Below are 24,953 nucleotides of genomic sequence, written 5' to 3'. Positions count from 1 at the left end.
CAGCTCCAGCGACTGTTTGTCATACAAGAAAAAGTAGTAGACCGAATACAGCAGCTGAAACAGAACATACGGAACGAGCAGCTTTTTCGTCACTTGCCAATTTCGTTTTCTCTTTGTTCTCCCTTCATTTTAGTTGACGAGTCTTCGAGTCTGCCACAACTAGTTAGCAATATAAGGGTTGAGGAAATAATGATGAGGAAAAGTTTGAGAATACCATATTTCACATTGACACCCCTTTTTAGTAATTTTTATATATTCGGATATAATTATTTCATTTTTTTGTCAATAGAAAGATAACTGTTTTTTGCATTGGTGGAAGTGAATGTTATGCAAGGAATGCGTACATGCCGATGGAGGGAAAACGGTTTACCGGCTTGGGAAAATGAAAGGTGAAAGACAGTGGCAACCCTCGTTGCCATATGGTATAATGATCGAAGAAAACAACGTTTACCATTGGAGTGACCAACATGAACATCGGCTTTGGAGAAATTGCGCTCATCGTCTTTTTCGCTTTGCTCATTTTCGGGCCGAAAAAGCTGCCGGAGTTAGGACAAGCGGCTGGAAAAACGCTGCGCGAATTCAAAAACGCGACAAAAGGCATCATCGATGACGACGAGGCGACAAAAGCGCAAAAATAAGGGGTTGGGTCTAGAGGCCTAGCCTCTTATTTTTTGCTTTGTCGGCCATGTTCCTCCGCCGCAAAAAAGAGACAAGCTCTGCCGAGAAGGGTCATATACATATATTATGGAGGCATGTTGGCCTGCTGGGATAAGGTCGGTGGCGGAGGGGTTCATGATGATCAAAAAAATGGCGGCGATCATCGTCGGCAGCCTGCTCCTTGGCGTCGGCATCAACGTCTTTTTCGTCCCTCACCATTTGCTTGATGGGGGGATGATCGGGCTCGGGCTGATCGCCAAATACGTGTGGCACGTTCAGGCGGGGTTGACGATGATCGTCTTAAGCGTCCCGCTTTATGTAGCGGCCTGGTTTTATTACCGCCCGTTTTTTTACAACAGCTTGCACGGGCTTTTATTTTCATCATGGATGATTGACGTATTGTCCGTTTTGCGCGGCGTGATCGTGTTGGATCCGCTTCCAAGCGCGGTCATCGGCGGGATGCTCGTCGGCGCGGGCATCGGCTTGATGTTGCGCGAGGAGACAAGCACGGGCGGAACAGACTTGCTCGCCCAGTTTATCGCCAGGCTGACGAACTGGAACGTCGGGGTGGTCATTTTTATCATTGACGCCTGCATTATTTCAGCCGGAAGCATCGTCATCGATTCCGTGCCGTTTGTCCACTCGCTTGTCGTCGTCACGGTCGTCGGGGCTGTGACGACGATGTTGACGCGCGAAAAAACGATGGGGGTATAGCCCGAATCCCCATCGTTTTTCGTTTCAGCGAAAAATAAAGCACGTCTATATAGAAAGATGTATCACCACCTGTTTATGCGGGTGGTTCGGCGGCAGCCGTTTTGACGTTTGCTGTCAGGAAGATCTGCGCCAATGTCGTTGGCAAAGAGGCTGCCTTATTGTGAAGCACCGGTTATCGCTTGGCGAGCTCAAGCGCGCGGTAGACGTTAATCAGCCCATAGCCGTAATACGGATCTTTTCCTCTCTCCCCCAAATCGTCAGCGCTTTCGAGAATAATGTCGCGCACTTCATCGTTCGAAAGCCGCGGGTTGATGGAGCGGATCAAGGCGGCGAGCGCGGTGACGTGCGGCGCGGCCATCGATGTGCCGGAAAGCGCGGCGTACCGGTGGCCGGCAAACGTGCTGGCGATGTTCGTTCCAGGCGCGACGACGTCCACATAGTCGCCGTAGTTGGAATAAAGCGCATAGGAAAGATCCGGGTTGACAGCCCCAACGCTGATCACTTCTGGATAGGCGGCGGGAAAGCTCGCCTGCGACGTGCTGTCATTGCCGGAAGCGGCGACAAGCACGACATCATGAGCGTCGGCGTAGCGGATCGCTTCTTCGAGCACCGAGGACGGTTGGTAGTTGCCAAGGCTTAAGTTGATGACTTTTGCCCCGTGGTCGACCGCCCAACGAATTCCTTTCGCTACATCAATGCTTGTTCCATAGCCGTCCGCATTTAATGCTTTGACTGCCATGATTGGGTTGAACCATGTCATGCCGGCGACTCCTTCGCCGTTGTTCGGCTGTGAGGCGATGATGCCGGCGACATGGGTGCCATGGCCGTTTTCGTCGTTCGGAGAGCGGTTGTCTGCCAATACGTTATATCCGCCGATAAGGCGGCGGGTTAAATCGGGATGGGTCAAATCGACCCCGCTGTCGATGATGGCGACAGGCACATTCCGCTTGCCGCGCGACAGCGTCCAACCAGCTTCCGTATGAATGGCCGGCAAGTTCCACTGGTAACGGGCGTAAAACGAATCGTTCGGCATCGGCACCGGCTTGTTCAACTCGTGTTGCATGTAAATGTAGTTCGGTTCGCAATAATCGACAATCGGAAGAGAGTGGAAATAGCGGCGCATCTCTTCATACGTTTGCCTGCGCGAGCGGAACACAAACACGTGATCGACCTGCTTGATGAGCTGGCCGGCGATGGCTGCCTCCATTTGTTGAAGGCGGCTTTCTGATGGCAATGCCCGAAAACGGACAGCGATCTCATTTGAAAAATAATGACTTCGATCGCCGCGGCGGTTATGGCGGATTTCCCGAATGTGCGGGTGCTCGTTCAGCTGCTGTTTCAGCCGTTCGCCTGCACTTAGGCTGTCCAACGCGACAACGGTCGGATGGGCGGGCGCGTCTTCGGTGTCAAACGGCTTAAGCCGAGGCGGAGCCGGGGCGTTTTCTTCTGGAGCCGGTCGCCCTAAGGCGGCTGCGGCAACGAGTAGAGCAACAACCGCGCTGGCCGCGGCCCATATTCGGTATCGGCGTTTCACGCTGTTCACCTCCTTCGTTGTTAGGATGAGCGAATGGCGGGCAAATCATGAAAAATGGGATTCCCCTGCAGAGGGCGAATCCCATTTGTACGTTCAGCGGCCGACCGATTGCAGCACTTGCTGCGCCGTCTGCAGATCGATGCGCAGCTGTTCTTGGACGTTGGTCGGATGGTAATACCCTTTGTTGACCATATATTGGCTGATTTGCTCATGAAACGCGATCGCATCGCTTAACTGTTGTTTTAACGTGTTGCGCACTTGCGGAGTCGATGCTTCAGCGATCGCCATTGCACATCCTTTAATGGCATTTTTTGCGCTGATGAGGCAGTCAGCGGCAATCATTTGGTCGTTCAATACGCCGGTTGGCGTCATTGTTGCCTGCATCATTGTTCCTCCTTTTTCCATTTACGATAATAAGTTTTGCAAGTCGCGGATGTGTTGCTGTGTCTTTTGCATGTCTTGTTGAATGAGCGATTTTAATTGCGGATCGCTTGCCATTTGCTGCATGGCCGCACTTTTGGCAAGACAGGTGTTTTTAAACATAAGCAGTTCATGCAATTCGAGCATTTCATGTGTTCCTGTCGCGTTCATTCCTCTCACCACCTTCCGTGACATAGTATGTGCCCGGTTGTTTGCTGTATTGATGGGGAACGATGGAAAAAGTGGGCCATGGCGCTTCGAGCGGTCGCGACAATCGGGAAAAGAAGGAGGACCGCGTGCTCAAGTTTTGCCTAGAGCGGGGCATACTATGGGCGCAATCCATTTCATGAAGGAGGTGGGTAAACGGGTGAGAAAAACAGTCATTGTGCTAAGCATTGCTGTTCTCCTTCTTTTGGCTGCCGGGGCTGTTCTTCTTTTGCGCCGAGGCGAGTATGCGTTTGTGCCGGATGGGAGCGATATTGCGCCGTATGAAGCGAGCAAACGGATTGGAATCGATGTGTGGGGGCGATGGATCGCAGCGGATGACAGCCGCATCCAAGCGTTGTCGGCCAAAAACGGGCATCTGCAAAAAGAGGAAGGGGCGGTTGTCGTCGATGACCGGTTGCTTCGTCTTGGCAAAGACGTGTTTTATAAAGAAACGTTCGGTAATGAAGTGTTTTTGACCGACATCATGGGCATTGTCGACGGGCCGCTGACGCTTGTCAATATGGCCAAAGCCATTGTCGCATTAAAAGGAGAAGGGACGACGAATTTGCGCGTGCCGCTTGCCGAAGATGTGACGATCGGCGGCCGCACATATAAAAAAGGCGAGTTGATCGACACCGGCATCGATGTCCCAAAAGGGTCATACTTGCCGCTCGGGATGCCGATCGTCACCGACGGCGGCCGCGTGCGCGTCGGCATCAGCTGCGCCGCCTGCCATGCGACCGTCGATCCAGTGACGAAAAAAGTGGTGGAAGGGGCGCCGAACAACGATTTGAATGCCGGGATGCTCATGGCATTGGCGACGAATTCCGCCGCTTATTTTACCCATGCCAATATTAGTTCGTTAAAGCAATACATTCGTTCGTTGGATCGGGAAATCATCGATTCGCACGGGCGCAAAGCGGCGCTGCCGGATCCGAAGCGGCTTGAGCGGGACGTGGATCGCATTTTTGCCAGCTGGCCGCGCGGCAATTTTGATTCGACGATCGATATGAAAGCGAATCCGGCGCAAATTCCGGATTCGTTTACGCGCGGCGACCATCCGTACGGGTGGAGCGGCTTTGCCGCCGCCGGCTCATTCCATGGCTTGGCCGCTTTCAGCAACAACGTGCATGCGCAAAACGCCGATTCGCTCGCGCAGGCAGAAATTAGCCAAGAACTGTTTGGCATTGACAAAGAAGTGTATATTGGCACGATTTTGCAAAACGCCGCCAATCCGCGGTTTCGTTATCGGCCGACGATGAAAGAAAAACCGTCCGTCTTTTTTGCCAAAGTCGACCCGACGCCGAAAACGGTTGGCGTCAACCAGCTTGTCGCCCCGCCGCAGTTTCCGAAAGTCTCGCTTGCCGCTCCGGACGGGCTCGTCGTCAGCGAGCCAGGCTACCGTTTTAATGAGCAAAACAATGCCGTGGCCGCTTGGCAAAATACGCTCAATCCTCCGCCGCCAAACGAACGGATCAACGAGGAGCGGGCGGCGAGAGGAAGAGAGGTGTTTGTCCGCGCCGGTTGCATCCGTTGCCATGCGGGGGCGTATTTAACGAACAACCGCGTCATCGCCGCCAATGTGATCGGCACCGAGCCGTCGCGGGCCCAGGCGCTGAAAAAGACAGAGAACGTGTTCGGGGAGGCGGTGATCTACGCTCCGAATACGCCGGTGCCGATTCCGAAAGGAGCGAAAGTATTGAAAGTGCCGACCGATCATTTAGACCCGGAACAAATCCGGCTTGCTTTCGCTCACGGTGATTCACCGGGGGGGTATAAAGTGCCAAGCCTCATCGGGCTTGCCTGGAGCGCCCCGTACTTGCACGATGGGGGTGTGGCCGTCGGGCCGAACGGGGAACTTGGGCTTTCAGATACGGTTGGAAAAGGCGTTGCTCCTGATGCGCGCAACAGCTTACGGGCGTTGATCGACCGGACATGGCGCCAGCGCGTCATTGCCGCGAACGCTGCCGATCCAGCTTTGAAGGCAGTGCATGTGACGGGCGCCGGACATCGGTATTGGATCGACCGCCAGGCCGGATTCACGAAAGAAGAGCAAGAAGCGGTCTTAGACTATTTGTTGTCTCTCCCATCGCGCTGAACGGATCAGGCGGCTGTACACGCCGCCCGGCGCGATGGGAGCAATTCCCTTGCAACGGGCCGCCGCTTGGCGGCCCACACTAATACGCAAGGGGGGAAAGCAATGAACGAGACGTGTTTTTACTGCCAATGCGAGTGCGATGACAAAGTGCATTACGTGTCGTTCCATGCGAATGGCGAAGAACGTGAAGAGGCGCTTTGCCCAGAATGTTACCAAGAATGGCTGCAAGGCATCAAAGGTTGACATGTTTTTCGTCTCCGCTTCGCTCGAAAGCGAGGCGTTTCGGTCAAAATAAAAAACCGCGCCGTGATCAAACCGGTGCGGTTTTCTCAGCGAGCGGCGGAGTGGCGACGATATCCGTCAAATCGCCGTCTTCGTCGTAGGCGCGGTAGACAGCGGCTTTCGTCCGCGGAGCATGGAGCGATAAAAACAAGATGCGCTCCTTGCCTTCGCGGGTGACTTTCGTTTCCATTTTCAATGTCGCTCCGTTTACGGCCAGCGAGTAGAACCGGTATGTCAAGCCGAGCCACGTGCGTTCTGACCGGACGGTATCCGGATGATGGCGGATGAGTTCGGCGAGTTCGGCGAAGGAATGGGATTCCCGCTCCAGCCATTCGCGGATGGCGCCTGCTGCCTGCTCCAACCAGTTTTTCCAAGACGGTTTCATCAGCATCACCTTTTTTCATCCATTGTGCCCGTTTCTGCTGCTTGTTATGCAGGAAGGCGGATGGAAAACGTCGTCACGTTGTCATCGGAAAAACAGCAGATGTCTCCACCGTGATCTTCGATGACTTTTTTGCAAATGTATAAGCCGATGCCGGTCCCGAGTTTTTTCGTCGTAAAAAACGGCTCGAAGATCGTTTCAACAATGTCAGCAGGGATGGCCGGGCCGTTGTTGGCGATTTCGATGATGATGTTTTCGTCTTGGCGGTGGGCGGCGATGTGGATTTGCCGCGGTTTTTCTTTCTCTTTCACCGCTTCGATCGAGTTAAGCAAAATGTTCACCAGCACTTGGCGCAGCTGATCTTTATAGGCAAACATATGTATTGGCTCGTCGATCGCCATCGAAAGGTCGACATCGCTGTCGACGATCGTGGCATATAAAAATTCTATGATTTCCTCAAGCAGCTGGCACAGCGAAAACGTCTCCTTTTCGCCTTCGGCTATTTCTTTGCGCGAGGCGTGCAAAAATTGTGAAATACGAAATTTCAACTGCTGCAGCTCATGGTCGATAATGTCTAAGTACGGAAGATGCGGATGCTCAAATTTCAATAATTGAATAAAACCGATAACAGCCGTAAGCGGATTGCGAAACTCATGGACAAAGCTCGATGACATTTGCCCAAGAAGTGTCAGCCGGTCTTGATGCGACTTGGCAATGAGCATGTTTTTCTCGCGCAGCTCGTTTTCTTTCAGCTCGCTGTATTTCGTGACCGCCTGAAACAAAAATTGATCAAACAGCTCGTTCAAATGGTCGATGAGCGGGGCCAACTCTGTGACCGACAGCGGCGCGGTCAACGCGTGGTTGATGACGAGCCGCCGCCCGAGGTTGACGTTGTAGACGAGGGCGCCGATGCCGGCGTTCATTTCCGCCCGCTCTTTGGCGATTTTGTTGGCTAACCGTTCGACCGTCTCGCCGGATAGCGACCGCAGCAGGGCTCCTTTGACGAGCTCAAATACTGCTAAGCCGTTTTGTTCGACGCGGTCAATGTATTTGTCATCGTCGGCGATTTTCATATGCTGCCGCCAATAGGCGAGAAAGTTCGGCAAATGGGTTTCCAAATGGGTGACGAGCTGCTGTGCGGCAGATGCCAAAAAAGTCACCTCGCTTTCCGTCGTTCATTTTTTATTATAAGGGGGAATATCGAACTAGAACAGAGGGGAAATCGCCATCGATCGGATCAAACGAGTTTTCTTTTACTAATAGACGATTGGAAAAACGCCCGGTAACTGCAGGCGGGACGGACAGTTTGAACGAAAAAAGAAAAATCGTTTATAATGAATGAGGCAAACAAATATTTCACAAAAGGTTGGGGACGGTCATGAAATTGTATGACTCGATTTTAGATTTGATCGGCGGCACGCCGATTGTGAAGTTGCGGCGCCTTCCTGATCCGAACGGCGCAGATGTATATATGAAGCTTGAATCGTTCAACCCGGGCGGCAGCGTCAAAGACCGGCCCGCTTGGGAAATGATCCGCCGCGCCGAGGCGGAAGGGAAAATTGCGCCGGGAAAAAGCACGATCATCGAACCGACGTCCGGCAACACCGGCATCGGCCTGGCGATGGTGTGCGCCGCCCGCGGCTACCGTTGCATCATTACAATGCCCGACAACGCGACGGTCGAACGGGTGAAAATTTTAAAGGCGTACGGGGCCGAGGTGCATTTGACGCCGGCGGAGAAGCGGATGCAAGGGGCGATTGATGAGGCGAACCGGCTCGCTCGCGAAATCCCTGACAGCTTTATCCCGATGCAGTTTGAAAACCCGGCCAATCCGGATGCGCATCGGCATACCACTGCGGTGGAAATTTACGAAGCGTTTGACGGGCGGCTCGATGCGTTCGTGTTGACGGCCGGCACCGGCGGGACAGTGACCGGAACAGGAGAGGAGCTGAAAAAGCGCATTCCGAATTTGCGCATTTACGTCGTCGAGCCGTACGGCTCGCCCGTCTTGTCGGGCGGCAAGCCGGGGCCGCACAAAATTCCTGGCACCGGTCCTGGGTTTATTCCGAAAATTTTAAACCGCTCGATTTACGACGACATTTTTTTGATTAAAGATGAAGACGCCCAGCAGATGGCCCGCCAGCTCGCGGCGAAGGAAGGCATTTTCGTCGGCGCCTCCGCGGCAGCGAGCGCTTATCACGCCATCAAAGTGGCGAAACAGCTGCCAAAAGGAGCGCGCGTCCTTTGCATGGCGCCTGATTCCGGTGAGCGGTATTTGTCATCCGATTTATTCGCTGATTAAGCGGACGGCTCATGGGCGAAAAAAGCGAGCTGTTGGCTGCACTGTCCGCCCTTTGCCATGCATGGGAAGGCAAGCATTCCTCTCCGCCAAAAAGGAGAGGAATGTTTTTGTTTGGGTATTTCTTAGCTTGCAGAAAGCGGATAGTAGAGCAAAAGCTGCCGCTCCTTCCTGCCTTCGCGCCGCCGTCCGCGATCGATAAAACCGGCCGCCAAGTACAGCCGCTGCAACAATTGATTGTTGTAGGCGAAAGGATTGTTCAACGGACGGAAGCAGTTCACTAAATTGGGAGAGGAAGTGTTCGGCTTGGCTTTGGAAGGACGACAAGGATGGAGCTGCGTCGTGCGCATTGCTTTAACGATGGCGATTGCGTCATTTGGAGGATGGATGTTTGCATTGCTCGGTGTTCCGCTCCATTGGGTGCTGGGCCCCGCCGCGGCGATCCTCACAGCGGGGCGCTTTTTGAAAGGAACATTGTATTGGCCGATTTCGATCCGGAACGCTGGGCTTATTCCGATCGGCTATACGTTAGGGACATCGATGACGGCGGAGACATTGATGGAGATGGGACGGCAGCTGCCGGCGATGCTGTTGGCGACGGTGTTGATTTTGTTGTTCAGCTTCCTCGTTTCTTGCCTTGTGGCAAGATGGACGGGGATTCCGCTCCGTTCGATCGTCACCGGCAGCATCCCCGGCGGATTGTCGCAAATGCTTGTGTTGGGCGAGGAGCTCGATGGGGTCGATGCAACGATCGTCACGTTTTTTCAAGTGATGCGCCTGATGGGCGTCGTTTTTCTCGTCCCGCTCATCGCCTTAGGCCCGTTCTTTTCCGGCGGCGCCGGGGCGGGGGCGGGCTTCGGAAGCGGACAAGAGCCGGATTGGAGCGTCGGTCTTGTTTTGCTGTATTTGGTCGTCACTGTCGCCAGCGCGTTCATCGGAAGGCGCATCAAACTGCCGACCGCCTATTTGCTCGGCCCGATCATCGGAACATCGGCCCTGGTCATTGCCGGGGCGCCGGCGCCGCATTTGCCGGCGCTGCTGTTGGACGTGGCGCAAATCGCGATGGGGGCTTACCTCGGTTTAATGCTTAAGCCAGCCCGCATCGCAGAAAAGGGAAGAGTCATGCTGGCGGCTGTGGCAACCGGGTTGGCGCTCATTTTGTTTTCCATGGCTTCGGCGTTTGTGTTAACGGCTCTGCACGGCGTGCCGTATTTGACGGCGTTCATCGCCTTGGCGCCGGGCGGCATGGATCAAATGGGAATTTTGGCGCAGGAAGCAACTGCCGACCTTGCCATTGTCACGAGTTATCAAATGTTCCGCATTTTTTTCATTTTGTTTGTCGTCCCGCCGGCGCTGAAAAAACTGTTCTCTGCCCGTTGGTTTCAACGGATTGAACGGCAGCCTGCCCGGCATGGAGGACGGTCAATATGATCAGCGGCAACCAAAAAGAAGGGGCTGTGACAAGAGCCAAATATATGTTAAACTAGAAAGAAAAAGGAGGGGGTTGCCATGAACCATTCGACGATTTACCGTTCGCATAGCCCGGTGGCAAAGTTGGCGTTTTCCTTTTTAGCAGCGCTGGCTGTAGCGACCGCAGGCCTGTATGCCGGGCAATGGGTGCCGGCCGGGATGTACTTACCATTGGCTGTGTTGGAGTTGATTTTGCTTTTGGTCATGATGTTCGCCCGGGTGAAAAAAGCCGTCGGCTATCCGCTCATGTTTGCCTTTATGTTTGTCTCAGGGGCGACGCTTTATCCGCTCATTGGCTATTATGTTTCCATGATCGGCGCTGCAGCGGTGTTCAAGGCGTTTGCGCTGGCCGTCGTGTCGTTTTCCGGCGTCGCGATTTACGCGGCGAGAACGAAAGAAGATTTTTCGTTCCTCGGCGGGTTTTTAATGCTCGGAGCGTTTGCGCTCCTTGGCTTGTTGATCATCCAATGGTTCATCCCGTTCTCAAGTGTCGGGCAAATGGGCATCGCCGCTTTGGGGATTTTGATTTTTCTCGGCTTTACGATTTACGACATCAACCGCCTCGTTCGCTACGGCTTTACAGAAGCGGACATCCCGGTGATCGTCGTCAATATTTATCTTGATTTCATCAATTTGTTCGTGTACATTTTGCGTTTTTTCGCCAGCGATGAAGATTGAGCGCCAAAAAGGGCTGCACCCAAAGGAGCAGCCCTTTTTTAATGCCGGCGCACCTGATCAAAGCGGCAAGTCGCGTTTGGCAAAGAAACCAATCCCCGCCGTGTAGCCGATGGCGCCGATCGCCAATAACAGCAGGCAGACAGGGAGCCATTCGACTTGGCCTTGGGCGATGTTTCCAGGTTCGAATGCGGCAAAGATCGACCCATACCGGAGCCATTCCGCTTTCTCGGTCAGCTTGCCGATGAGGTCGAAGCTATAAAACAGAACGGTGCCCCCTCCCGATAAAGACAGCGCTCGTTTTTCGTCATTGGCCATGGCGGAAAAGAAAAACGAATAGCCGCTAATGGCGAAAAAGAGAAGGAACCCAACGACATTGATTTCGAGAAACCGTTCCCGATCAAGGGCATCGTCCGTGACTAGCCATGCATCGGCGGCAAAACCGGCCGCCGTTGTCGAGACGACGATGGCCGCTAATCCCGTGAGCAGCACGAGCGCTTGAGTAAAGGCGATCGTTCGCCGGGAATTCGGCGTCGCGAGCAAATACGCCATCGAGCCGCGGTCGATGGGCCGCGCCATCAGTTGATTGGCGGCGGTAATGCAGTAAATCGAACCGATCAAAATAAACAGCAGCCCGTAATACTCTCCAGCGATGAATTCGAGCAGATTGCCCATGCCGGTGATGTTGAACACTTTCAGAAGTTGATCCGGCAGCTGTTGAAGATAATTTTTGATGGCTTCGGAATCGGCCAACGATGGATAGATGGCGGCAATCAGCGCAATATAAAAGGCGGAGCCGACCGAATAGCTGACGATCGTTTTCGCCTGCGCTTTGATCATGTGCTTGTATAAGGAACCATTCATCGTTCATCCCCCCGGCGGTCATAGTAATGCATAAAAATGTCTTCTAAGCTTTGCGCATGGATATCGAGGCTTTGCACCTTGCATTGAGCTAGCTCGTGGATGAAGGCATCGTAGTTTCCTTGCACCGCGATACAGACGCGGCGGCCGGCATGGCGGATGATCTCCAGCGGCGACGCGAGAAGCCTTGCGACATCCTCTTCGCGGGCCAAAATGACGTCAAACAGCTTCCGCTGCATCGATTGCAGTTCATGGATGTCATTGACCGCCATCAGGCGGCCGTCTTTCATGATCGCCACTCGGTCGCACGTCCGCTCGATTTCGGGAAAGATGTGCGAAGACAAAAAGATCGTTTTTCCTTTTTGTTTTTCTTCGCGAATGAGATCGATAAATGTTTGTTGCATGAGCGGGTCGAGGCCGGATGTCGGCTCATCGAGAATGATGACGTCCGGTTCATGCATGAGCGCCGCGACAAGGCCGACTTTTTGCTTTGTTCCTTTGGACATTTTCCGGATCGGGAGTCGGACATCCAATTGCAGCCGTTCAATCAGCTCGTCACGGTGGCGCGTCGTGTTCATCCGCCGCATCCCAGCGAGCAAATCGAGCAGCTCCATCCCAGTCATTCCTTCAGGAAAAGCGATTTCACCGGGCAAATAGCCGACCGAAGCCTGCACGCGGACGGACTCTCGCCAACAGTCGAACCCGTTGATGGAAGCGCGCCCTTTCGTCGGTTTCAGAAATCCAAGCAAGTGCCGGATCGTCGTGGACTTTCCCGCGCCGTTCGGCCCTAAAAATCCGAATACTTCTCCTTGCCGGACGGTTAAGGTGACGTCAAAAATCCCTTTGCCGTTCGGAAACACTTTGGTTAACTGTTGCAGTTCGATCATGGCATGATCTCCCCTGGAATCAATTTTTGAAATATTTATGTTTAAATATTTCATTTTTATTATACTTCATTATTTGGTGGTTCATCAATGAATTTTGTAATTTGTTTTTATTTATATTTCATTATATTTAGCGGTAGAATAAGATAAGATAAAGAAAAACGGAGCGGAAGGTGGTACTCGATGAACGGCTTTGCGAGGCGGACGGAACAAAAAAAGCAGGCGATCAAGCAGGCGGTGTTGCAGCTATTGCAAACGAACGATCCACGCGAGATAACGATCCAAGCAATCGCCAAACGGGCCCATGTGTCGCCGGTGACGATCTACAATCATTTCGGGAGCAAAGAGAATCTCATCCGCGAAACGCTCATGGATGATGTGATCCGGCAAGTGGAAGAGTTTGAGGCCTTTTCGAAACAGGATCATTCGTTTGAAGAAAAGGTGAAACATACGATCTTTCAAAAGGTGAACATGTTTAAGGAAGGCCGAGTCAACATTGTACAGCGTCTGATGCAGGAGGATGAAGAATTCCGCCGTTTGGTTGAACGATTATATGAAACGCGGGTGCTGCCGCTTGTGGTCGAAATGATCCGCCAAGCCCAAGAAAAAGGGGAGGTCGACCCGCGTTTATCGATCGAGGCGTTGTTGCTTTATTTGAATGGATGGCGGGAACTGTCTGAAAAAATCCTTTCTTCCTTCTACAGCGAGCGATTGGTCGAAGAGATGGTGCGGCTGTTTTTTTACGGCATTAAAGGTGAAACGCGGTGAGGCAGGAATCGGCAAAGGGGGGCGCGAATAAGAGAAAGAAATGGAGAAGAAAGGAGCCTCATGATGAAGTTTGCCGTCAATGTCTCAACGATTTTCACCGAAGCGTCGTTTCTCGCCCGGTTTGCTAAGGCGAAGCGGCATGGGTTTTCGCACGTTGAATGCCAGTTCCCGTATGCGGCGGCGCCTGAAGCGATCGCAGATGAACTAGAACAGCTTGAGCTATCCCTTGTACTGATCAATTTGCCGGCTGGCGATTGGGAGAAGGGGGAGCGCGGGCTCGCCGTTTTTCCTGACCGCCATGACGAATTTCGCCGTTCCCTTGAAGAGGGGGTGCGTTATGCGCTTGCGCTTGGCGCGCCGCGTCTTCATTGCATGGCCGGGATCGTGCCGAACGACGTGCCGCGGGAGCGGGCGAAGGAGACGTATATGCGTCGGCTTGACGAAGCGGCCGCCGAACTGGCTGTTCACGGTTTGACGCTGATGATTGAGCCGATCAATCCGTTTGATATGCCGGGCTACTTTTTAACTGACATCGACGAAGCCGCGGCGATCATTCGCGAGCTTGGCCGGTCGAACGTGAAGCTGCAGTATGACGTGTACCATATGGCGCGGCTCGGGCGCGATGTGACGTCGACGTTTGCCGCCTATGCCCCGCTCATTGCTCATGTGCAATTTGCCGATGCCCCTGGGCGGCACGAGCCGGGGACGGGAGAGCTTCCGTATCGCGAGATTTTCTCGTTTTTGCAAGAGTGCGGCTACAATGGAGCGATTGGGCTTGAGTACATTCCGTCAGGGGAAAGCAGCGAAAGCTTTTCTTGGTATGATGAATATCGGAGCGGCACGAAAGGAGGTGACCGATGATGACCCGAATCGGCTTTATTGGGTTGGGTGTAATGGGCTCGCGCATGGCCAGCCGGTTGCTTGAAGCGGGATTCAACGTCACGGTGTACAACCGCACGCCGGAAAAAGCAGCGCCGCTTCTCGAACTCGGCGCTCGGCAGGCGGAGACAGTTGCGGCGCTGGCCAGCGAATCTGACGTCATTTGCACCTGTTTATCAATGCCGGATGATGTGATCGACGTATATACGGGAGAAGGAGGCGTCCTTAGCGCGGCCCGTCCGGGGACGATTTGCCTTGATTTTACGACCGTCGGTCCGAAAACAAGCCGGTTTGTCGCTCGGCGCGCTGATGAGCGTGGCGTCGATTATTTGGACGCGCCGGTGAGCGGCGGTCCGGAAGGGGCGGAGCAAGGGGCGCTGACGATCATGGTCGGCGGAGCGAAAGAAGCGTGGGAGCGGGTGCGTCCGCTGCTTAGCGTGTTAGGAAAAACGGTTGAGTATTTAGGGGAAAGCGGCGCGGGCAGTGCGGCAAAAGTAATTAACCAATATTTGGTCGCCGTTCATTCTGTCGCTGCAGCGGAAGCGATGGTCGCCGGCACTGCCTACGGGCTGGATGCCGGGAAGCTGTACCGGCTGTTAAAAGAAAGCTACGGCGACAGCCGAATGCTGCGGCGCCATATGGAGCAGTTCGTGTTGCCGCGTCAATTCGCACCCGGCGGAGCGGTCAAATACGTACATAAAGATGTGCGCTTGGCGAATGAGTTGATGGACGGAGTCGGACTCGGCCGATGCCTTGGTGTCCAAGCGGAAGAAGCGTTCGCCGAAGCGATCGCCGCAGGCCTTGCCGATTTGGATATGTCAGCGGTCATTCAGCCGCTCGAGCGGCGGGTCGGAGTGGTCGTGAAAGAGACAGAATGAACAAAATGGTTGCTGAATTCGAAAAATTCGTTGAAAAAATGGATGAGCGATGGTTTAATAGAAGTAGCAGCGCCCTCTCTGGAGGGCGCCGCCTGACGAAGAAAACGGTTCAAGCGGTTCTCTTTTTTTGAAGATAAAAAGAAACATTGTTTCTTATTACGGAACAAAAAGGGGGACGCCCATGCTTTCATTGACATGGATTGAGGAATTGCAGGAGTTTTTGCATCCGGAACAAATCAAGCGAAATGACTCTTTCCATCCGCTCGGCAATGATGGGGCGGTGACCGTCTATCCGCAAGCAGAGGAAGAAATCGCTGCGGTGCTCCGCTACGCTGACCAAAGCGGCAAAAAAGTCTTCATCGCCGGCCGCGGCACAAAGCGGGGATTCGGCGGGCAGCGGGAGCAGGCGGACATTTTGCTGTCATTGGAGCACTACGCCGGCATTGTCGAACATGCGGCTGCCGATATGACCGTTACCGTCAAAGCGGGGACGGTGTTCGGCGATTTGCAGCGCGCGCTTGCTCCGTATCGGCAAAAGGTCGCCTTGGACCCGTTTTGGCCGGACGAAGCGACGATCGGCGGGGTCATTGCGGCGAACGACAGCGGGCCGAAGCGGCTTGGCTACGGGTCGGCGCGCGATTCGGTCATCGGCTTGCGCATCGTCTATCCGAACGGGACCGTCATCCGCTCCGGCGGCAAAGTGGTGAAAAACGTCGCCGGCTACGATATGAACAAGCTGTTCATTGGAGCGATGGGGACGCTCGGCGTGCTGAGCGAGATTACGTTAAAACTCCGGCCGCTGGCGAAATATGAAAGCGTTGTGTTGTTGTCGTTTCCAAGCGGCGATGTTCATGACATCCGTTCGTTTGCTGTTTCGTTCCTTGACACGATGATGGAGCCGGTTTGTTTTGAACTGTTCAACCCGACGCTTGCTGAACGGCTGACGGGACGGCCGGTCTATACGCTTGCGATTGGGTTTGAAGATGTGGAAAACGCCGTCCATTACCAGGAGCAATGGGTCGAACGGCTGCGGCCGAAAGCGGCCGAGATGGCCGTCTTGGCTGGGGAAGAGGCGGCGGCGTTTTGGCGGACGTTTAATACGGTTGCGCCGAACGGGCGTCTGGCGCAGGCGGAAAACGGGATTGAAGCAGCGGTGAAAATCGGCGTCGTCAACCTGGATGTGCTCTCCATCTTGCGTGAAAGTGTTTTAATTGCTGACCGTTGCCATGTCCGCATCGAGGCGCACGGCGGGTTGGGCCACGGTCTTTGCCAGGCGTATGTGCACGGCAGCGAAGAGGGGGTGTTGGCCGCAATGGAGGAGCTGCGCCAAGCGGCGGTTCGCCTCGGCGGCTACGCCATCGTGAAACATTTGCCGTTTTCGCTCCGCCAACGCATCGACGTCTGGGGCGGGAAGCCGTCGTACTTTTTCTTGCTTGAAGGCATTAAGCGGAAAATCGATCCGAACAAAACGATCAACGATCAACGCTTTATCGGGGGGATTTAATGATGAGCACGATGACGAATGAACGGGCGGACAGCCCGGCGTGTGCGACCGCGAGCCTTGGCAACTATCGGTTTGGCGATTTGCCTGACCCGAGCAAGTGGGCCGATTGCGTCCATTGCGGAATGTGTTTGGAATCATGCCCGACATACGAACAAACGGGCGAAGAACAGCACTCCCCGCGCGGCCGCGTTCATCTCATGAAGTCAGTCGGCGAGGGGAAGCTTGAGTTGACGCCCGATTTGCTCGATCCGATTTTTACATGCTTGGATTGCCGCGCCTGCACGACGGCCTGTCCGGCCGATGTCGATGTCGGTGGGCTCATTGAACAAGTGCGCGGCCAGCTTCGCCAGGCGGTGCCGCTTGCCGGTTGGAAAGCGCTTGTCAGCGACGTTTTCTTAAAAGGCATTTTTCCGCATCCGTCGCGCCTCGATTGGCTCGGCCGCCTGCTGAAACTGTACCAAAAAAGCGGTTTGCAGACGCTAGCGCGCAAAACCGGAATGCTGCGGATGATGCCTGATCACCTGGCTGAAATGGAAGCGATTTTGCCTTCGGTTGGCACGCCGGTGCGGAGAAAGTATAAACATCAGCCGCTCATTAAGGCGAAGGGGGAAACGAAACGGACAGTCGCCATTTTGACCGGCTGCGTCATGGACGTGATGTTTTCCGACATTAACGAAGCGACGATCCGCGTATTGACCCATAACGGCAACGATGTCGTCATCGTGCCGAACCAAACGTGCTGCGGCGCGCTTCACGTTCACGCCGGCGACCGCGAAACGGGCCGGAAGCTCGCCAAGCAGAATATCGAAGCGTTTCAAGATGTTGACTATATCATCGTCAATGCCGCCGGCTGCGGCTGCATGTTGAAAGAATATCCGGAACTGTTCCGCAACGATCCGGAATGGCATGAAAAAGCGGAGCGATTTGCCGCGAAGGTCGAGGATGTGTCGAAATTTTTGCATGACACCGGCTTCAAACCGCCGAAAGCGGAATTGAACGTGCGCCTGACGTATCATGATGCGTGTCACCTGGCCCACGGCCAAGGCATCCGCAAAGAACCGCGCGCTTTGATCGAAAGCATTCCGGGGGTGGAAATGGTCGCCATGCCAAACGCAGACCGTTGCTGCGGCAGCGCGGGGATTTACAACCTCACCCATCCAGAGATGGCGCAAGCCGTTTTAGAGAGCAAAATGCAAAACGTACCGCAAGATGTGGAGCTCATTTCGATGGGCAACCCGGGTTGCATGTTGCAAATGGCGCTTGGCGTCATGAAACATGGACGAAACCAGAAAATCGTCCATACGGTGCAGCTGTTGGATTGGGCGTACCAAAAAGAAGAAGGGAAGGACGTGCGCATATGAGAAAACGGTCCATTGCAACGAACGACCCGCACATTCAGGCGCTCGCCCGCATCGTCGGGGAACGGGCGATTTTATACCGGAAAGAAGATTTGATGGCGTATGACTGCGACGGCTTTACCGTCCATCGCCATTTGCCGAAGGCGGTCGTGTTTCCGACAAGCACGGAGCAAGTGGCGGCGGTCGTCCGATATTGCCATGAACATGATTTGCCGTTTCTCGCCCGCGGCGCCGGTACGGGGTTAAGCGGCGGAGCGATTCCGTTGAATGGCGAAGTCGTCATCAGCTTAACAAGGATGAAGCGGCTGTTGCACGTCGATCTCGAAAACCGACGCGCTGTCGTCGAGCCGGGGTTTGTCAACTTGAAGCTGACGAACTCCGTCGCCCACCGCGGCTATTACTATGCGCCCGACCCGTCAAGCCAATATTGCTGCACGATCGGCGGCAACGTCGCTGAAAACGCCGGCGGCGCCCACTGCTTAAAATATGGGGTGACGACGAACCATATTTTAGGGCTTGAAGTCGTCTTGCCAAACGGCGAAGTGATTGAAATCGGCGGAAACGGCGTTCCCGATCCGCCCGGCTATGATTTGCTCGGGCTGTTGACTGGGTCGGAAGGGACGCTTGGCATCGTGACGAAAATTACCGTCCGCTTGCTGAAAAATCCGGAGGCGAAACAGACGGTGCTCGCCTATTTTGATGAAGTGGAAGACGCGAGCCAGACCGTTTCCGACATCATTTCCGCCGGGATCGTGCCGGCGGCGCTTGAGATGATGGATCAAACGGCCATCGAGGCGGTCGAAGCAGCCGCGTTTCCGGTCGGGCATCCGAAAGACATCGCGGCGCTTTTGCTTATTGAAGTGGACGGCATTTCCGCCGGGATCGACGAACAAATCGACGATATTTTGGCGATTTGCCGACGCCATCATGTGCGTGAAGTGAAAGTCGCCCAGTCGGAAGAAGAGCGGGCCCGCTGGTGGGCAAACCGGAAAACCGGGTTTGGCGCCATGGGGGCGATTTCGCCCGACTATTTAGTGCAAGACGGCGTCATTCCGCGCAGCCGTCTGCCGGAAGTGCTGCGGGAAATCGCCAACATCAGCCGCAAGTATGGACTTAGAATCGCAAACATTTTCCACGCCGGCGACGGCAATTTGCACCCGCTTGTGCTGTTTGATGCAAGCAAGCCCGGGGAGACGGAGCGGGCGCTTGCCGCCGGAAGCGAATGCCTCAAGGCGTGCGCGGCGGTCGGCGGATCGATTACAGGGGAACATGGTGTCGGCATTGAGAAAAAAGAAGAGATGCGCTTCATTTTCACTGATGAAGAGATTTTGGCGCAAACAGCGATTCGCGATGTATTTAATCCGAAAAACTTGCTCAACGCCGGCAAGCTGTTCCCAACGCCGGGGCGGTGTGTAGAGACAAAGATGCCGTCGACAGTGAAATAAAAATTTTGTGAAAATGATTGTCAGCCATTTCGTTTCATGCTATCATCTTTTTAGAGTTATTAAGAAACAATGTTTCGTAATAAGAAACAAGAGAGGGGAAGAGGACGATGGGCGAATATGTACAAAAAGGGAACATCCAAGTCGCCAAAGTGCTGTACGATTTTGTCAACGAGGAGCTTCTGCCGAACAGCGGGCTGGATCAAGATCAGTTTTGGCGCGACTTCGGCGCGCTCATTGTCGATTTGACGCCGCGCAATAAAGAATTGCTTGCCCGCCGCGACGAAATTCAAGAAAAATTGAATGAGTGGCATAAAGCGCATCGCGGCCGTTTTGATTTTAACGAATATAAAGCGTTTTTGACGGACATCGGCTATTTGGAGCCAGAAGTCGAGGATTTTGAAATCACAACGGATAACGTCGATGACGAAATTGCGGTGCAAGCCGGGCCGCAGCTCGTCGTTCCGCTGACGAACGCCCGCTATGCGTTAAACGCCGCCAACGCCCGCTGGGGCAGCTTGTATGATGCGCTGTACGGTACCGATGCCATCAGCGAAGAAGACGGCGCCGAGCGCGGTTCGTCGTACAACCCGGTGCGCGGGGCGAAAGTCATCGCCTATGGACGGAAGTTTTTGGATGAAGCAGTGCCGCTGGCGGAATACTCCCATAAAGATGCTGTTCAATATGCGGTTGTTGATGGCCAGCTTGTCGTGACAATCGAAGGCGGCGTGACGACGGGGTTGAAGGAGCCAGAAAAATTTGTCGGCTTCCAAGGCGACCCGCAAAACCCGGCAGTGGTGTTGTTGAAAAACAACGGTCTTCACATTGAAATTCAAATCGACCGCAACCATCCGGTTGGACAAACGGATAAAGCCGGCGTGAAAGACATCGTGTTGGAAGCGGCGGTCACGACGATCATGGACGGCGAAGATTCAGTGGCGGCTGTTGACGCCGAAGACAAAGTGCTCGTCTACCGCAACTTGTTTGGCTTGGTCAAAGGCGATTTGACGGCGACATTTGAGAAAAACGGCAAAATGATGACGCGCGCGTTGAATCCGGACCGCGTATACAAAACGCCGGATGGCGGAGAGCTCGTGCTGCCAGGCCGATCCCTCCTGTTCGTGCGCAACGTCGGACACTTAATGACGAACAACGCTATTTTACATGCCAATGGCGAAGAAGTGCATGAAGGGATCATGGACGCCGTCATTACAAGCTTGATTATGAAACATTCGCTCATCGGCAATACGCGTTACTTGAATTCGCGCAAAGGCTCCATTTACATCGTCAAGCCGAAAATGCACGGATCGGCCGAAGTGGCGTTTGCCAACGAGCTGTTTGACCGCGTCGAAGATATGCTCGGCCTTCGACGCAACACGATTAAAATCGGCGTGATGGATGAAGAACGCCGGACGTCGCTCAACTTGAAAAACTGCATCTACCAAGTGCGCGACCGCATCATTTTTATCAACACCGGCTTCCTCGATCGGACCGGAGACGAAATTCATACGTCGATGGAAGCGGGGCCGATGCTGCGCAAAAACGATATGAAATCATCGACTTGGCTGCAGGCGTATGAAAAATCGAACGTCGCCGTCGGGCTTGCCGTCGGCTTCCGCGGACGGGCGCAAATCGGCAAAGGAATGTGGGCGATGCCGGACTTGATGGCGGAAATGTTGAAGCAAAAAGGAGCGCAGCTGAAAGCCGGCGCCAACACGGCATGGGTGCCGTCGCCGACAGCCGCCACGCTCCATGCCCTGCATTACCATCAAGTGAACGTCGCCGCTGTGCAAAGCGAGCTGGCGAACGAGCGGGCCGATTACCGCGACGACATTTTGCAAATTCCTGTCGTTGACAATCCGCAATGGACAGCGGAAGAAATTCAAGAAGAACTTGACAACAACTGCCAAAGTATTTTAGGCTATGTCGTCCGCTGGATCGACCAAGGAATCGGCTGCTCGAAAGTTCCGGACATCCATAACATTGGTCTCATGGAAGACCGGGCGACGCTTCGCATTTCGAGCCAAATTCTCGCCAACTGGCTCCATCATGGCATTTGCACGAAAGAGCAAGTGCTCGAGACGCTCAAGCGGATGGCGAAAGTCGTTGACGAACAAAACGCCGGCGATCCGAACTATCGCCCGATGGCGCCAAATTACGATGATTCGGTGGCGTTTCAAGCGGCGTGCGACCTTATTTTCCTCGGCTATGAACAGCCAAACGGCTATACGGAGCCGATTTTGCACCGCCGCCGTCAAGAAGCGAAAGCGAAATTTGCCGCTATTGAGCAATAAGCACCGAAAGCGGCATAAGGAACAAGGGACGGGCGCCCTTGTTCCTTCCTATCTATTTTGATCAGAAAATTAGGAAAATAAAAAGAAAGGAGGCAACTCCTAGTTACTACTGGCCGGTTGTCAAAGGCAAAGCAGCACAAAAGGCGGCACAAGGGGATGGGGTAAGGTTAGTAGCTAGGGATCAGCGATGAAAAATTTGCGGGAAAAAGCGTTGCTTGTTCATCGACAGGCAAGAGGAAAACTATCCGTCGAAGTGAAAGTGCCCGTCATGGATGCGCATGACTTAAGCGTCATTTACTCGCCGGGAGTGGCCGAGCCGTGCAAAGAAATTTACACGGACTATGATGAAATTTACAACTATACGATCAAAGGCAATTTTGTCGCCGTCGTCTCGAATGGCACGGCGGTGCTTGGGCTTGGCAACATCGGCGCGCGGGCGGCGCTTCCAGTGATGGAAGGAAAAGCAGCCTTGTTCAAAGCGTTTGCGGGCATCGATGCTGTGCCGCTTTGCCTCGATACCGAAGATCCGGAACAAATCATTCAAACGGTCAAGTTGCTTGAACCGGCGTTTGGCGGCATCAATTTGGAAGATATTGCTGCTCCCGCCTGCTTTGTCATTGAAGAGCGGCTTCGCCAAGAGATGGCGATTCCGGTGTTTCATGACGATCAGCACGGCACAGCCATCGTCGTTGCCGCCGGGCTGACGAACGCCTTAAAAGTCGTTGGCAAACAGCTCGCCGATTGCCGGGTTGTCATCAACGGAGCTGGCGCTGCTGGGGTGGCGATCGCCAAATTGTTGTTGTCAATCGGGGTCGGCGATTTGATTATGTGCGACACGAAAGGCGCCATTTACGAAGGACGCCCGCATGGGATGAACGCCATCAAGGAAGAAATCGCCCGGCAAACGAACCGCCGCCGCGTCTCCGGGGCGCTGGCGGAAGTTATTCAAGGTGCGGATGTGTTTATCGGCGTCTCAGTCGCCGGGGCGTTGACGCCAGCGATGGTTCGGACGATGAACCGCAGGGCGATCGTATTCGCCTTGGCCAATCCGGTGCCCGAGATCATGCCAGATGAAGCGAAAGCCGCTGGGGCTGCCATTGTAGCGACTGGCCGGTCGGATTTGCCAAACCAAGTGAACAACGTGCTGGCGTTCCCCGGCGTCTTCCGCGGAGCGCTCGATGTGCGGGCGACGCAAATTAATGAGGCGATGAAAATCGCCGCCGCCGAAGCCATCGCCGGGCTGATCCAGCCGGAAGAGTTGACCGAGGAATACGTCATCCCGAACCCGTTTGACCGGCGTGTTGTCGAAGCGGTGGCTTCCGCCGTCGCCCGCGCCGCCATTGAGACAGGGGTGGCTCGAATCAAGGAAAAAGACGAGGAACAAGATCGTGTCAGAGAGGGGTAACTGCCGATGAAATTTGTTCGTTTTCTCGCCGACGGCGCGATTCGCGCCGGTGTGGTGAACGATGAAGTGATCCGCGAAATCGAAGGAAATATGTTTGCTGATTGGGATTATACGGGAAATGTATTCCGCTATGATCGTGTTTCGCTTTTGGCGCCGCTTGCGCCGCGCCATGTGATCGGCATCGGCGCCAACTATGTGGCTTCCCATGAACAGCTGCCGGCTGAAATGCCGGACATTCCCGTCTTTTTCTTTAAACCATCTTCATCCGTCGTCGGGCCGGAAGCGGAGGTTGTCATTCCAAGCGCGGCCGGTGAAGTGAAATTTGAATCCGAGCTGGCGGTCGTGATCGGCAAAGAAGCGAAGCAAGTAAGCGAGGAAGATGTATGGGCGCATATTTTTGGCTATACGGTCGCCAACGATGTCACCGCGCCGCAGTTTTTCCACCCGGACGGCCATTGGACGATCGGCAAATCGTTTGATACATTCACCCCGCTTGGCCCGGTCATTGAAACAGAGCTTGATCCTCGGGCCGTATCGGTGAAAGCGCGGGTCAATGGCGAGGAAAAACAAAACAGTCCGACTGAGTTGATGATCATTTCGATCAGTAAAATGATCTCGTATTTGTCCCATGTTATGACGTTGCAGCCAGGTGACGTCATTTTAACCGGAAGCCCGGTCGGCGCCGAGCTCGTCGGTCCAGGGACGGTCATTGAATGCGAAGTGGACGGCATCGGTACGCTCCGCAATACGTTTGTCGCCGCCAAAGCGCCGGCCGTTTCCATCCGACGCTCATAACGAACCCGCGGCATCCTTGCGCCAAAGAAGCAAAGCATCAGGTGTGCCAGCGGTCAAAGCATTCCGTTTTGACGGCAGCGCCGCGCCGCTCACCTGCAAAAGCCCGGCCGTTCGTGTATAATGGCGAGCGGAGAGAACAAATCGAGGTGAATGCGATGGAAAGAGAAAACATGGTCAAATCTGTCCGCCGGGCGCTGCAAATCATCGACATCGTCAGCGGGAAAAAGGATGGGCTGGGCGTTACGGAAATCGCCAGACAAATGGACATCAACAAAAGTTCGGTGTACCGCATTTTAACGACGCTCGCCCAATACGGTTATATCGAACAACATCCGGAAACGGAGCGGTATAAGCTTGGGTACAAGTTTTTAGAGCTCAGCTCGAAGCTGCTCGATTCCATTGATTTGCGTCAAGAGGCGAAGCCATATTTGCGCCAGCTTGAAAAAGAAACGAACGAGGTCATCCATCTTGTCGTCTATGACCAAGGGGAAGTCATTTATATTGAAAAATTGGAAGGAACGGAGACGTTGCGCATGCACTCAAAAGTCGGTAAGCGGGCGCCGATGCATTGCACGGCAGTTGGCAAGGCGATTTTGGCCTATTTGCCGCCGGCGGTGGCTGCGGAGATCGTGGACCGAAAAGGACTGCCAAAGCATACGGATTGGACGATCACCGACCGCGAGACGTTTTTTCGTGAGCTTGAGACTATCCGGCAAAACGGGTATGCGCTTGACTTGGAAGAAAACGAGTACGGCATCCGCTGCGTGGCCGTTCCGATTTTTGACTATACCGGCGGCGTCGTCGCGGCAATCAGCGTTTCCGGCCCGACGATCCGCATGACAGATGACCGCATCAAAGGACTCGCTGTGCGCATGCGCCAAATCGGCAAAGAATTGTCGGCAAGGCTTGGCTATCGTTCAGCCCATTCCGTCCAGCTGTAACGGCTGGACGTTTTTTTGTGCAAAAAAGAATAACCAGCCAACGATTCGGTTCATGTGGATGCCTCCTTGACGGAGAAGGTTGAAAGAAGGCGGCCCGTTTTCCAAAAAATCGCTTGGATATTCTTGAAGGCGCTGCCGCTCGATTGGCCCTGACACATATCCACTTGCCGGGTTCAAAGGGGAGGGGATCGCCTCTTTGCAGCGTG

Annotated in this window: 25 protein-coding genes; 18 read left to right on the top strand and 7 right to left on the bottom strand. The window is 54.2% G+C overall.

Annotated elements, in window-relative coordinates; genetic code table 11:
• Window positions 1-467 precede the first annotated feature (467 nt).
• Together GJ1_RS13735 and GJ1_RS13730 are read left to right on the top strand one after the other, a co-directional pair.
• Complete coding sequence (locus GJ1_RS13735; RefSeq protein ID WP_020959661.1) at window positions 468-638, top strand: twin-arginine translocase TatA/TatE family subunit; 171 nt, start codon at window positions 468-470, stop codon at window positions 636-638.
• Window positions 639-795: 157 nt separating this feature from the next.
• On the top strand, window positions 796-1,371 hold the full coding sequence (locus GJ1_RS13730; RefSeq protein ID WP_066233514.1) for a YitT family protein: 576 nt from the start codon (window positions 796-798) through the stop codon (window positions 1,369-1,371).
• 172 nt (window positions 1,372-1,543) lie between these two features.
• Here GJ1_RS13730 and GJ1_RS13725 read toward each other — a convergent pair whose 3' ends face one another.
• The 3 genes from GJ1_RS13725 to GJ1_RS13715 form a co-directional block, all read right to left on the bottom strand.
• A complete protein-coding gene (locus GJ1_RS13725) occupies window positions 1,544-2,905 on the bottom strand; it encodes a S8 family peptidase (protein WP_066233509.1) in 1,362 nt (453 codons plus the stop codon).
• Between the two features lie 93 nt (window positions 2,906-2,998).
• Window positions 2,999-3,289, bottom strand: a complete 291-nt coding sequence (locus GJ1_RS13720; RefSeq protein WP_066233506.1) for a spore coat protein — start codon at window positions 3,287-3,289, stop codon at window positions 2,999-3,001.
• Window positions 3,290-3,310: 21 nt separating this feature from the next.
• Complete coding sequence (locus GJ1_RS13715) at window positions 3,311-3,496, bottom strand: DUF892 family protein (RefSeq protein WP_066233504.1); 186 nt, start codon at window positions 3,494-3,496, stop codon at window positions 3,311-3,313.
• Window positions 3,497-3,653: 157 nt separating this feature from the next.
• Between GJ1_RS13715 and GJ1_RS13710 the strand changes: the two genes are divergently transcribed.
• A complete protein-coding gene (locus tag GJ1_RS13710; protein WP_066233501.1) occupies window positions 3,654-5,630 on the top strand; it encodes an electron transport protein in 1,977 nt (658 codons plus the stop codon).
• 102 nt (window positions 5,631-5,732) lie between these two features.
• A complete protein-coding gene (locus tag GJ1_RS18725; RefSeq protein WP_167346124.1) occupies window positions 5,733-5,873 on the top strand; it encodes a hypothetical protein in 141 nt (46 codons plus the stop codon).
• Window positions 5,874-5,940: 67 nt separating this feature from the next.
• Here the strand turns inward: GJ1_RS18725 and GJ1_RS13705 are convergent, their stop codons facing one another.
• Both GJ1_RS13705 and GJ1_RS13700 read right to left on the bottom strand, forming a co-directional pair.
• A complete protein-coding gene (locus tag GJ1_RS13705; RefSeq protein WP_066233498.1) occupies window positions 5,941-6,297 on the bottom strand; it encodes a hypothetical protein in 357 nt (118 codons plus the stop codon).
• A 44-nt stretch (window positions 6,298-6,341) separates the two neighbouring features.
• A complete protein-coding gene (locus GJ1_RS13700) occupies window positions 6,342-7,445 on the bottom strand; it encodes a histidine kinase N-terminal domain-containing protein (RefSeq protein WP_066233496.1) in 1,104 nt (367 codons plus the stop codon).
• A gap of 227 nt (window positions 7,446-7,672) precedes the next feature.
• On the opposite strand from GJ1_RS13700, the gene cysK reads away from it, so the two are divergent.
• The 4 genes from cysK (at window position 7,673) to GJ1_RS13680 (ending at window position 10,741) form a co-directional block, all read left to right on the top strand.
• Window positions 7,673-8,596, top strand: coding sequence for a cysteine synthase A (gene cysK, locus GJ1_RS13695; RefSeq protein ID WP_066233493.1), 924 nt, complete (start codon window positions 7,673-7,675; stop codon window positions 8,594-8,596).
• An 11-nt stretch (window positions 8,597-8,607) separates the two neighbouring features.
• A complete protein-coding gene (locus GJ1_RS18415) occupies window positions 8,608-8,877 on the top strand; it encodes a hypothetical protein (protein WP_157068395.1) in 270 nt (89 codons plus the stop codon).
• Between the two features lie 76 nt (window positions 8,878-8,953).
• Entirely contained in the window at window positions 8,954-10,024 is a 1,071-nt protein-coding gene (locus GJ1_RS13685) for an AbrB family transcriptional regulator (RefSeq protein WP_373278043.1), read from the top strand.
• A 78-nt stretch (window positions 10,025-10,102) separates the two neighbouring features.
• A complete protein-coding gene (locus tag GJ1_RS13680) occupies window positions 10,103-10,741 on the top strand; it encodes a Bax inhibitor-1/YccA family protein (RefSeq protein WP_066233488.1) in 639 nt (212 codons plus the stop codon).
• Between the two features lie 57 nt (window positions 10,742-10,798).
• On the opposite strand, the gene GJ1_RS13675 is transcribed toward GJ1_RS13680, so the two are convergent.
• Window positions 10,799-11,602, bottom strand: a complete 804-nt coding sequence (locus GJ1_RS13675) for an ABC transporter permease subunit (protein ID WP_066233485.1) — start codon at window positions 11,600-11,602, stop codon at window positions 10,799-10,801.
• A complete protein-coding gene (locus GJ1_RS13670) occupies window positions 11,599-12,486 on the bottom strand; it encodes an ABC transporter ATP-binding protein (RefSeq protein ID WP_066233480.1) in 888 nt (295 codons plus the stop codon). The genes GJ1_RS13675 and GJ1_RS13670 overlap by 4 nt, the downstream gene beginning before the upstream one ends.
• A 180-nt stretch (window positions 12,487-12,666) precedes the next feature.
• Here GJ1_RS13670 and GJ1_RS13665 point away from each other — a divergent pair, with 180 nt between their 5' ends.
• The 10 genes from GJ1_RS13665 (at window position 12,667) to GJ1_RS13620 (ending at window position 24,747) form a co-directional block, all read left to right on the top strand.
• Window positions 12,667-13,251, top strand: coding sequence for a TetR/AcrR family transcriptional regulator (locus GJ1_RS13665; protein ID WP_066233477.1), 585 nt, complete (start codon window positions 12,667-12,669; stop codon window positions 13,249-13,251).
• Window positions 13,252-13,314: 63 nt separating this feature from the next.
• On the top strand, window positions 13,315-14,112 hold the full coding sequence (hyi, locus tag GJ1_RS13660; RefSeq protein WP_083510006.1) for a hydroxypyruvate isomerase: 798 nt from the start codon (window positions 13,315-13,317) through the stop codon (window positions 14,110-14,112).
• Complete coding sequence (locus tag GJ1_RS13655) at window positions 14,112-15,008, top strand: NAD(P)-dependent oxidoreductase (RefSeq protein ID WP_066233523.1); 897 nt, start codon at window positions 14,112-14,114, stop codon at window positions 15,006-15,008. Before hyi ends, GJ1_RS13655 begins: the two co-directional genes overlap by 1 nt.
• A 181-nt stretch (window positions 15,009-15,189) precedes the next feature.
• Window positions 15,190-16,512: an FAD-binding oxidoreductase gene (locus GJ1_RS13650; protein WP_066233469.1), complete on the top strand. Its 1,323-nt coding sequence runs from the start codon at window positions 15,190-15,192 to the stop codon at window positions 16,510-16,512.
• Complete coding sequence (locus GJ1_RS13645) at window positions 16,512-17,873, top strand: (Fe-S)-binding protein (protein ID WP_157068393.1); 1,362 nt, start codon at window positions 16,512-16,514, stop codon at window positions 17,871-17,873. Before GJ1_RS13650 ends, GJ1_RS13645 begins: the two co-directional genes overlap by 1 nt.
• Window positions 17,870-19,315, top strand: a complete 1,446-nt coding sequence (locus tag GJ1_RS13640; RefSeq protein WP_066233463.1) for an FAD-binding oxidoreductase — start codon at window positions 17,870-17,872, stop codon at window positions 19,313-19,315. The genes GJ1_RS13645 and GJ1_RS13640 overlap by 4 nt, the downstream gene beginning before the upstream one ends.
• Before the next feature lie 107 nt (window positions 19,316-19,422).
• Complete coding sequence (locus tag GJ1_RS13635; RefSeq protein WP_066233460.1) at window positions 19,423-21,606, top strand: malate synthase G; 2,184 nt, start codon at window positions 19,423-19,425, stop codon at window positions 21,604-21,606.
• A gap of 187 nt (window positions 21,607-21,793) precedes the next feature.
• Complete coding sequence (locus tag GJ1_RS13630) at window positions 21,794-23,011, top strand: NAD(P)-dependent malic enzyme (RefSeq protein ID WP_066233458.1); 1,218 nt, start codon at window positions 21,794-21,796, stop codon at window positions 23,009-23,011.
• Window positions 23,012-23,017: 6 nt separating this feature from the next.
• Entirely contained in the window at window positions 23,018-23,806 is a 789-nt protein-coding gene (locus GJ1_RS13625; protein WP_066233455.1) for a fumarylacetoacetate hydrolase family protein, read from the top strand.
• A 155-nt stretch (window positions 23,807-23,961) separates the two neighbouring features.
• Window positions 23,962-24,747, top strand: a complete 786-nt coding sequence (locus GJ1_RS13620; protein ID WP_066233518.1) for an IclR family transcriptional regulator — start codon at window positions 23,962-23,964, stop codon at window positions 24,745-24,747.
• Window positions 24,748-24,953: the final 206 nt, after the last annotated feature.

It is taken from the genome of Geobacillus jurassicus NBRC 107829 (assembly GCF_001544315.1).
In the GTDB taxonomy this organism is placed as follows: domain Bacteria; phylum Bacillota; class Bacilli; order Bacillales; family Anoxybacillaceae; genus Geobacillus; species Geobacillus jurassicus.
This window is presented reverse-complemented; position numbering and strand designations above follow the sequence as displayed.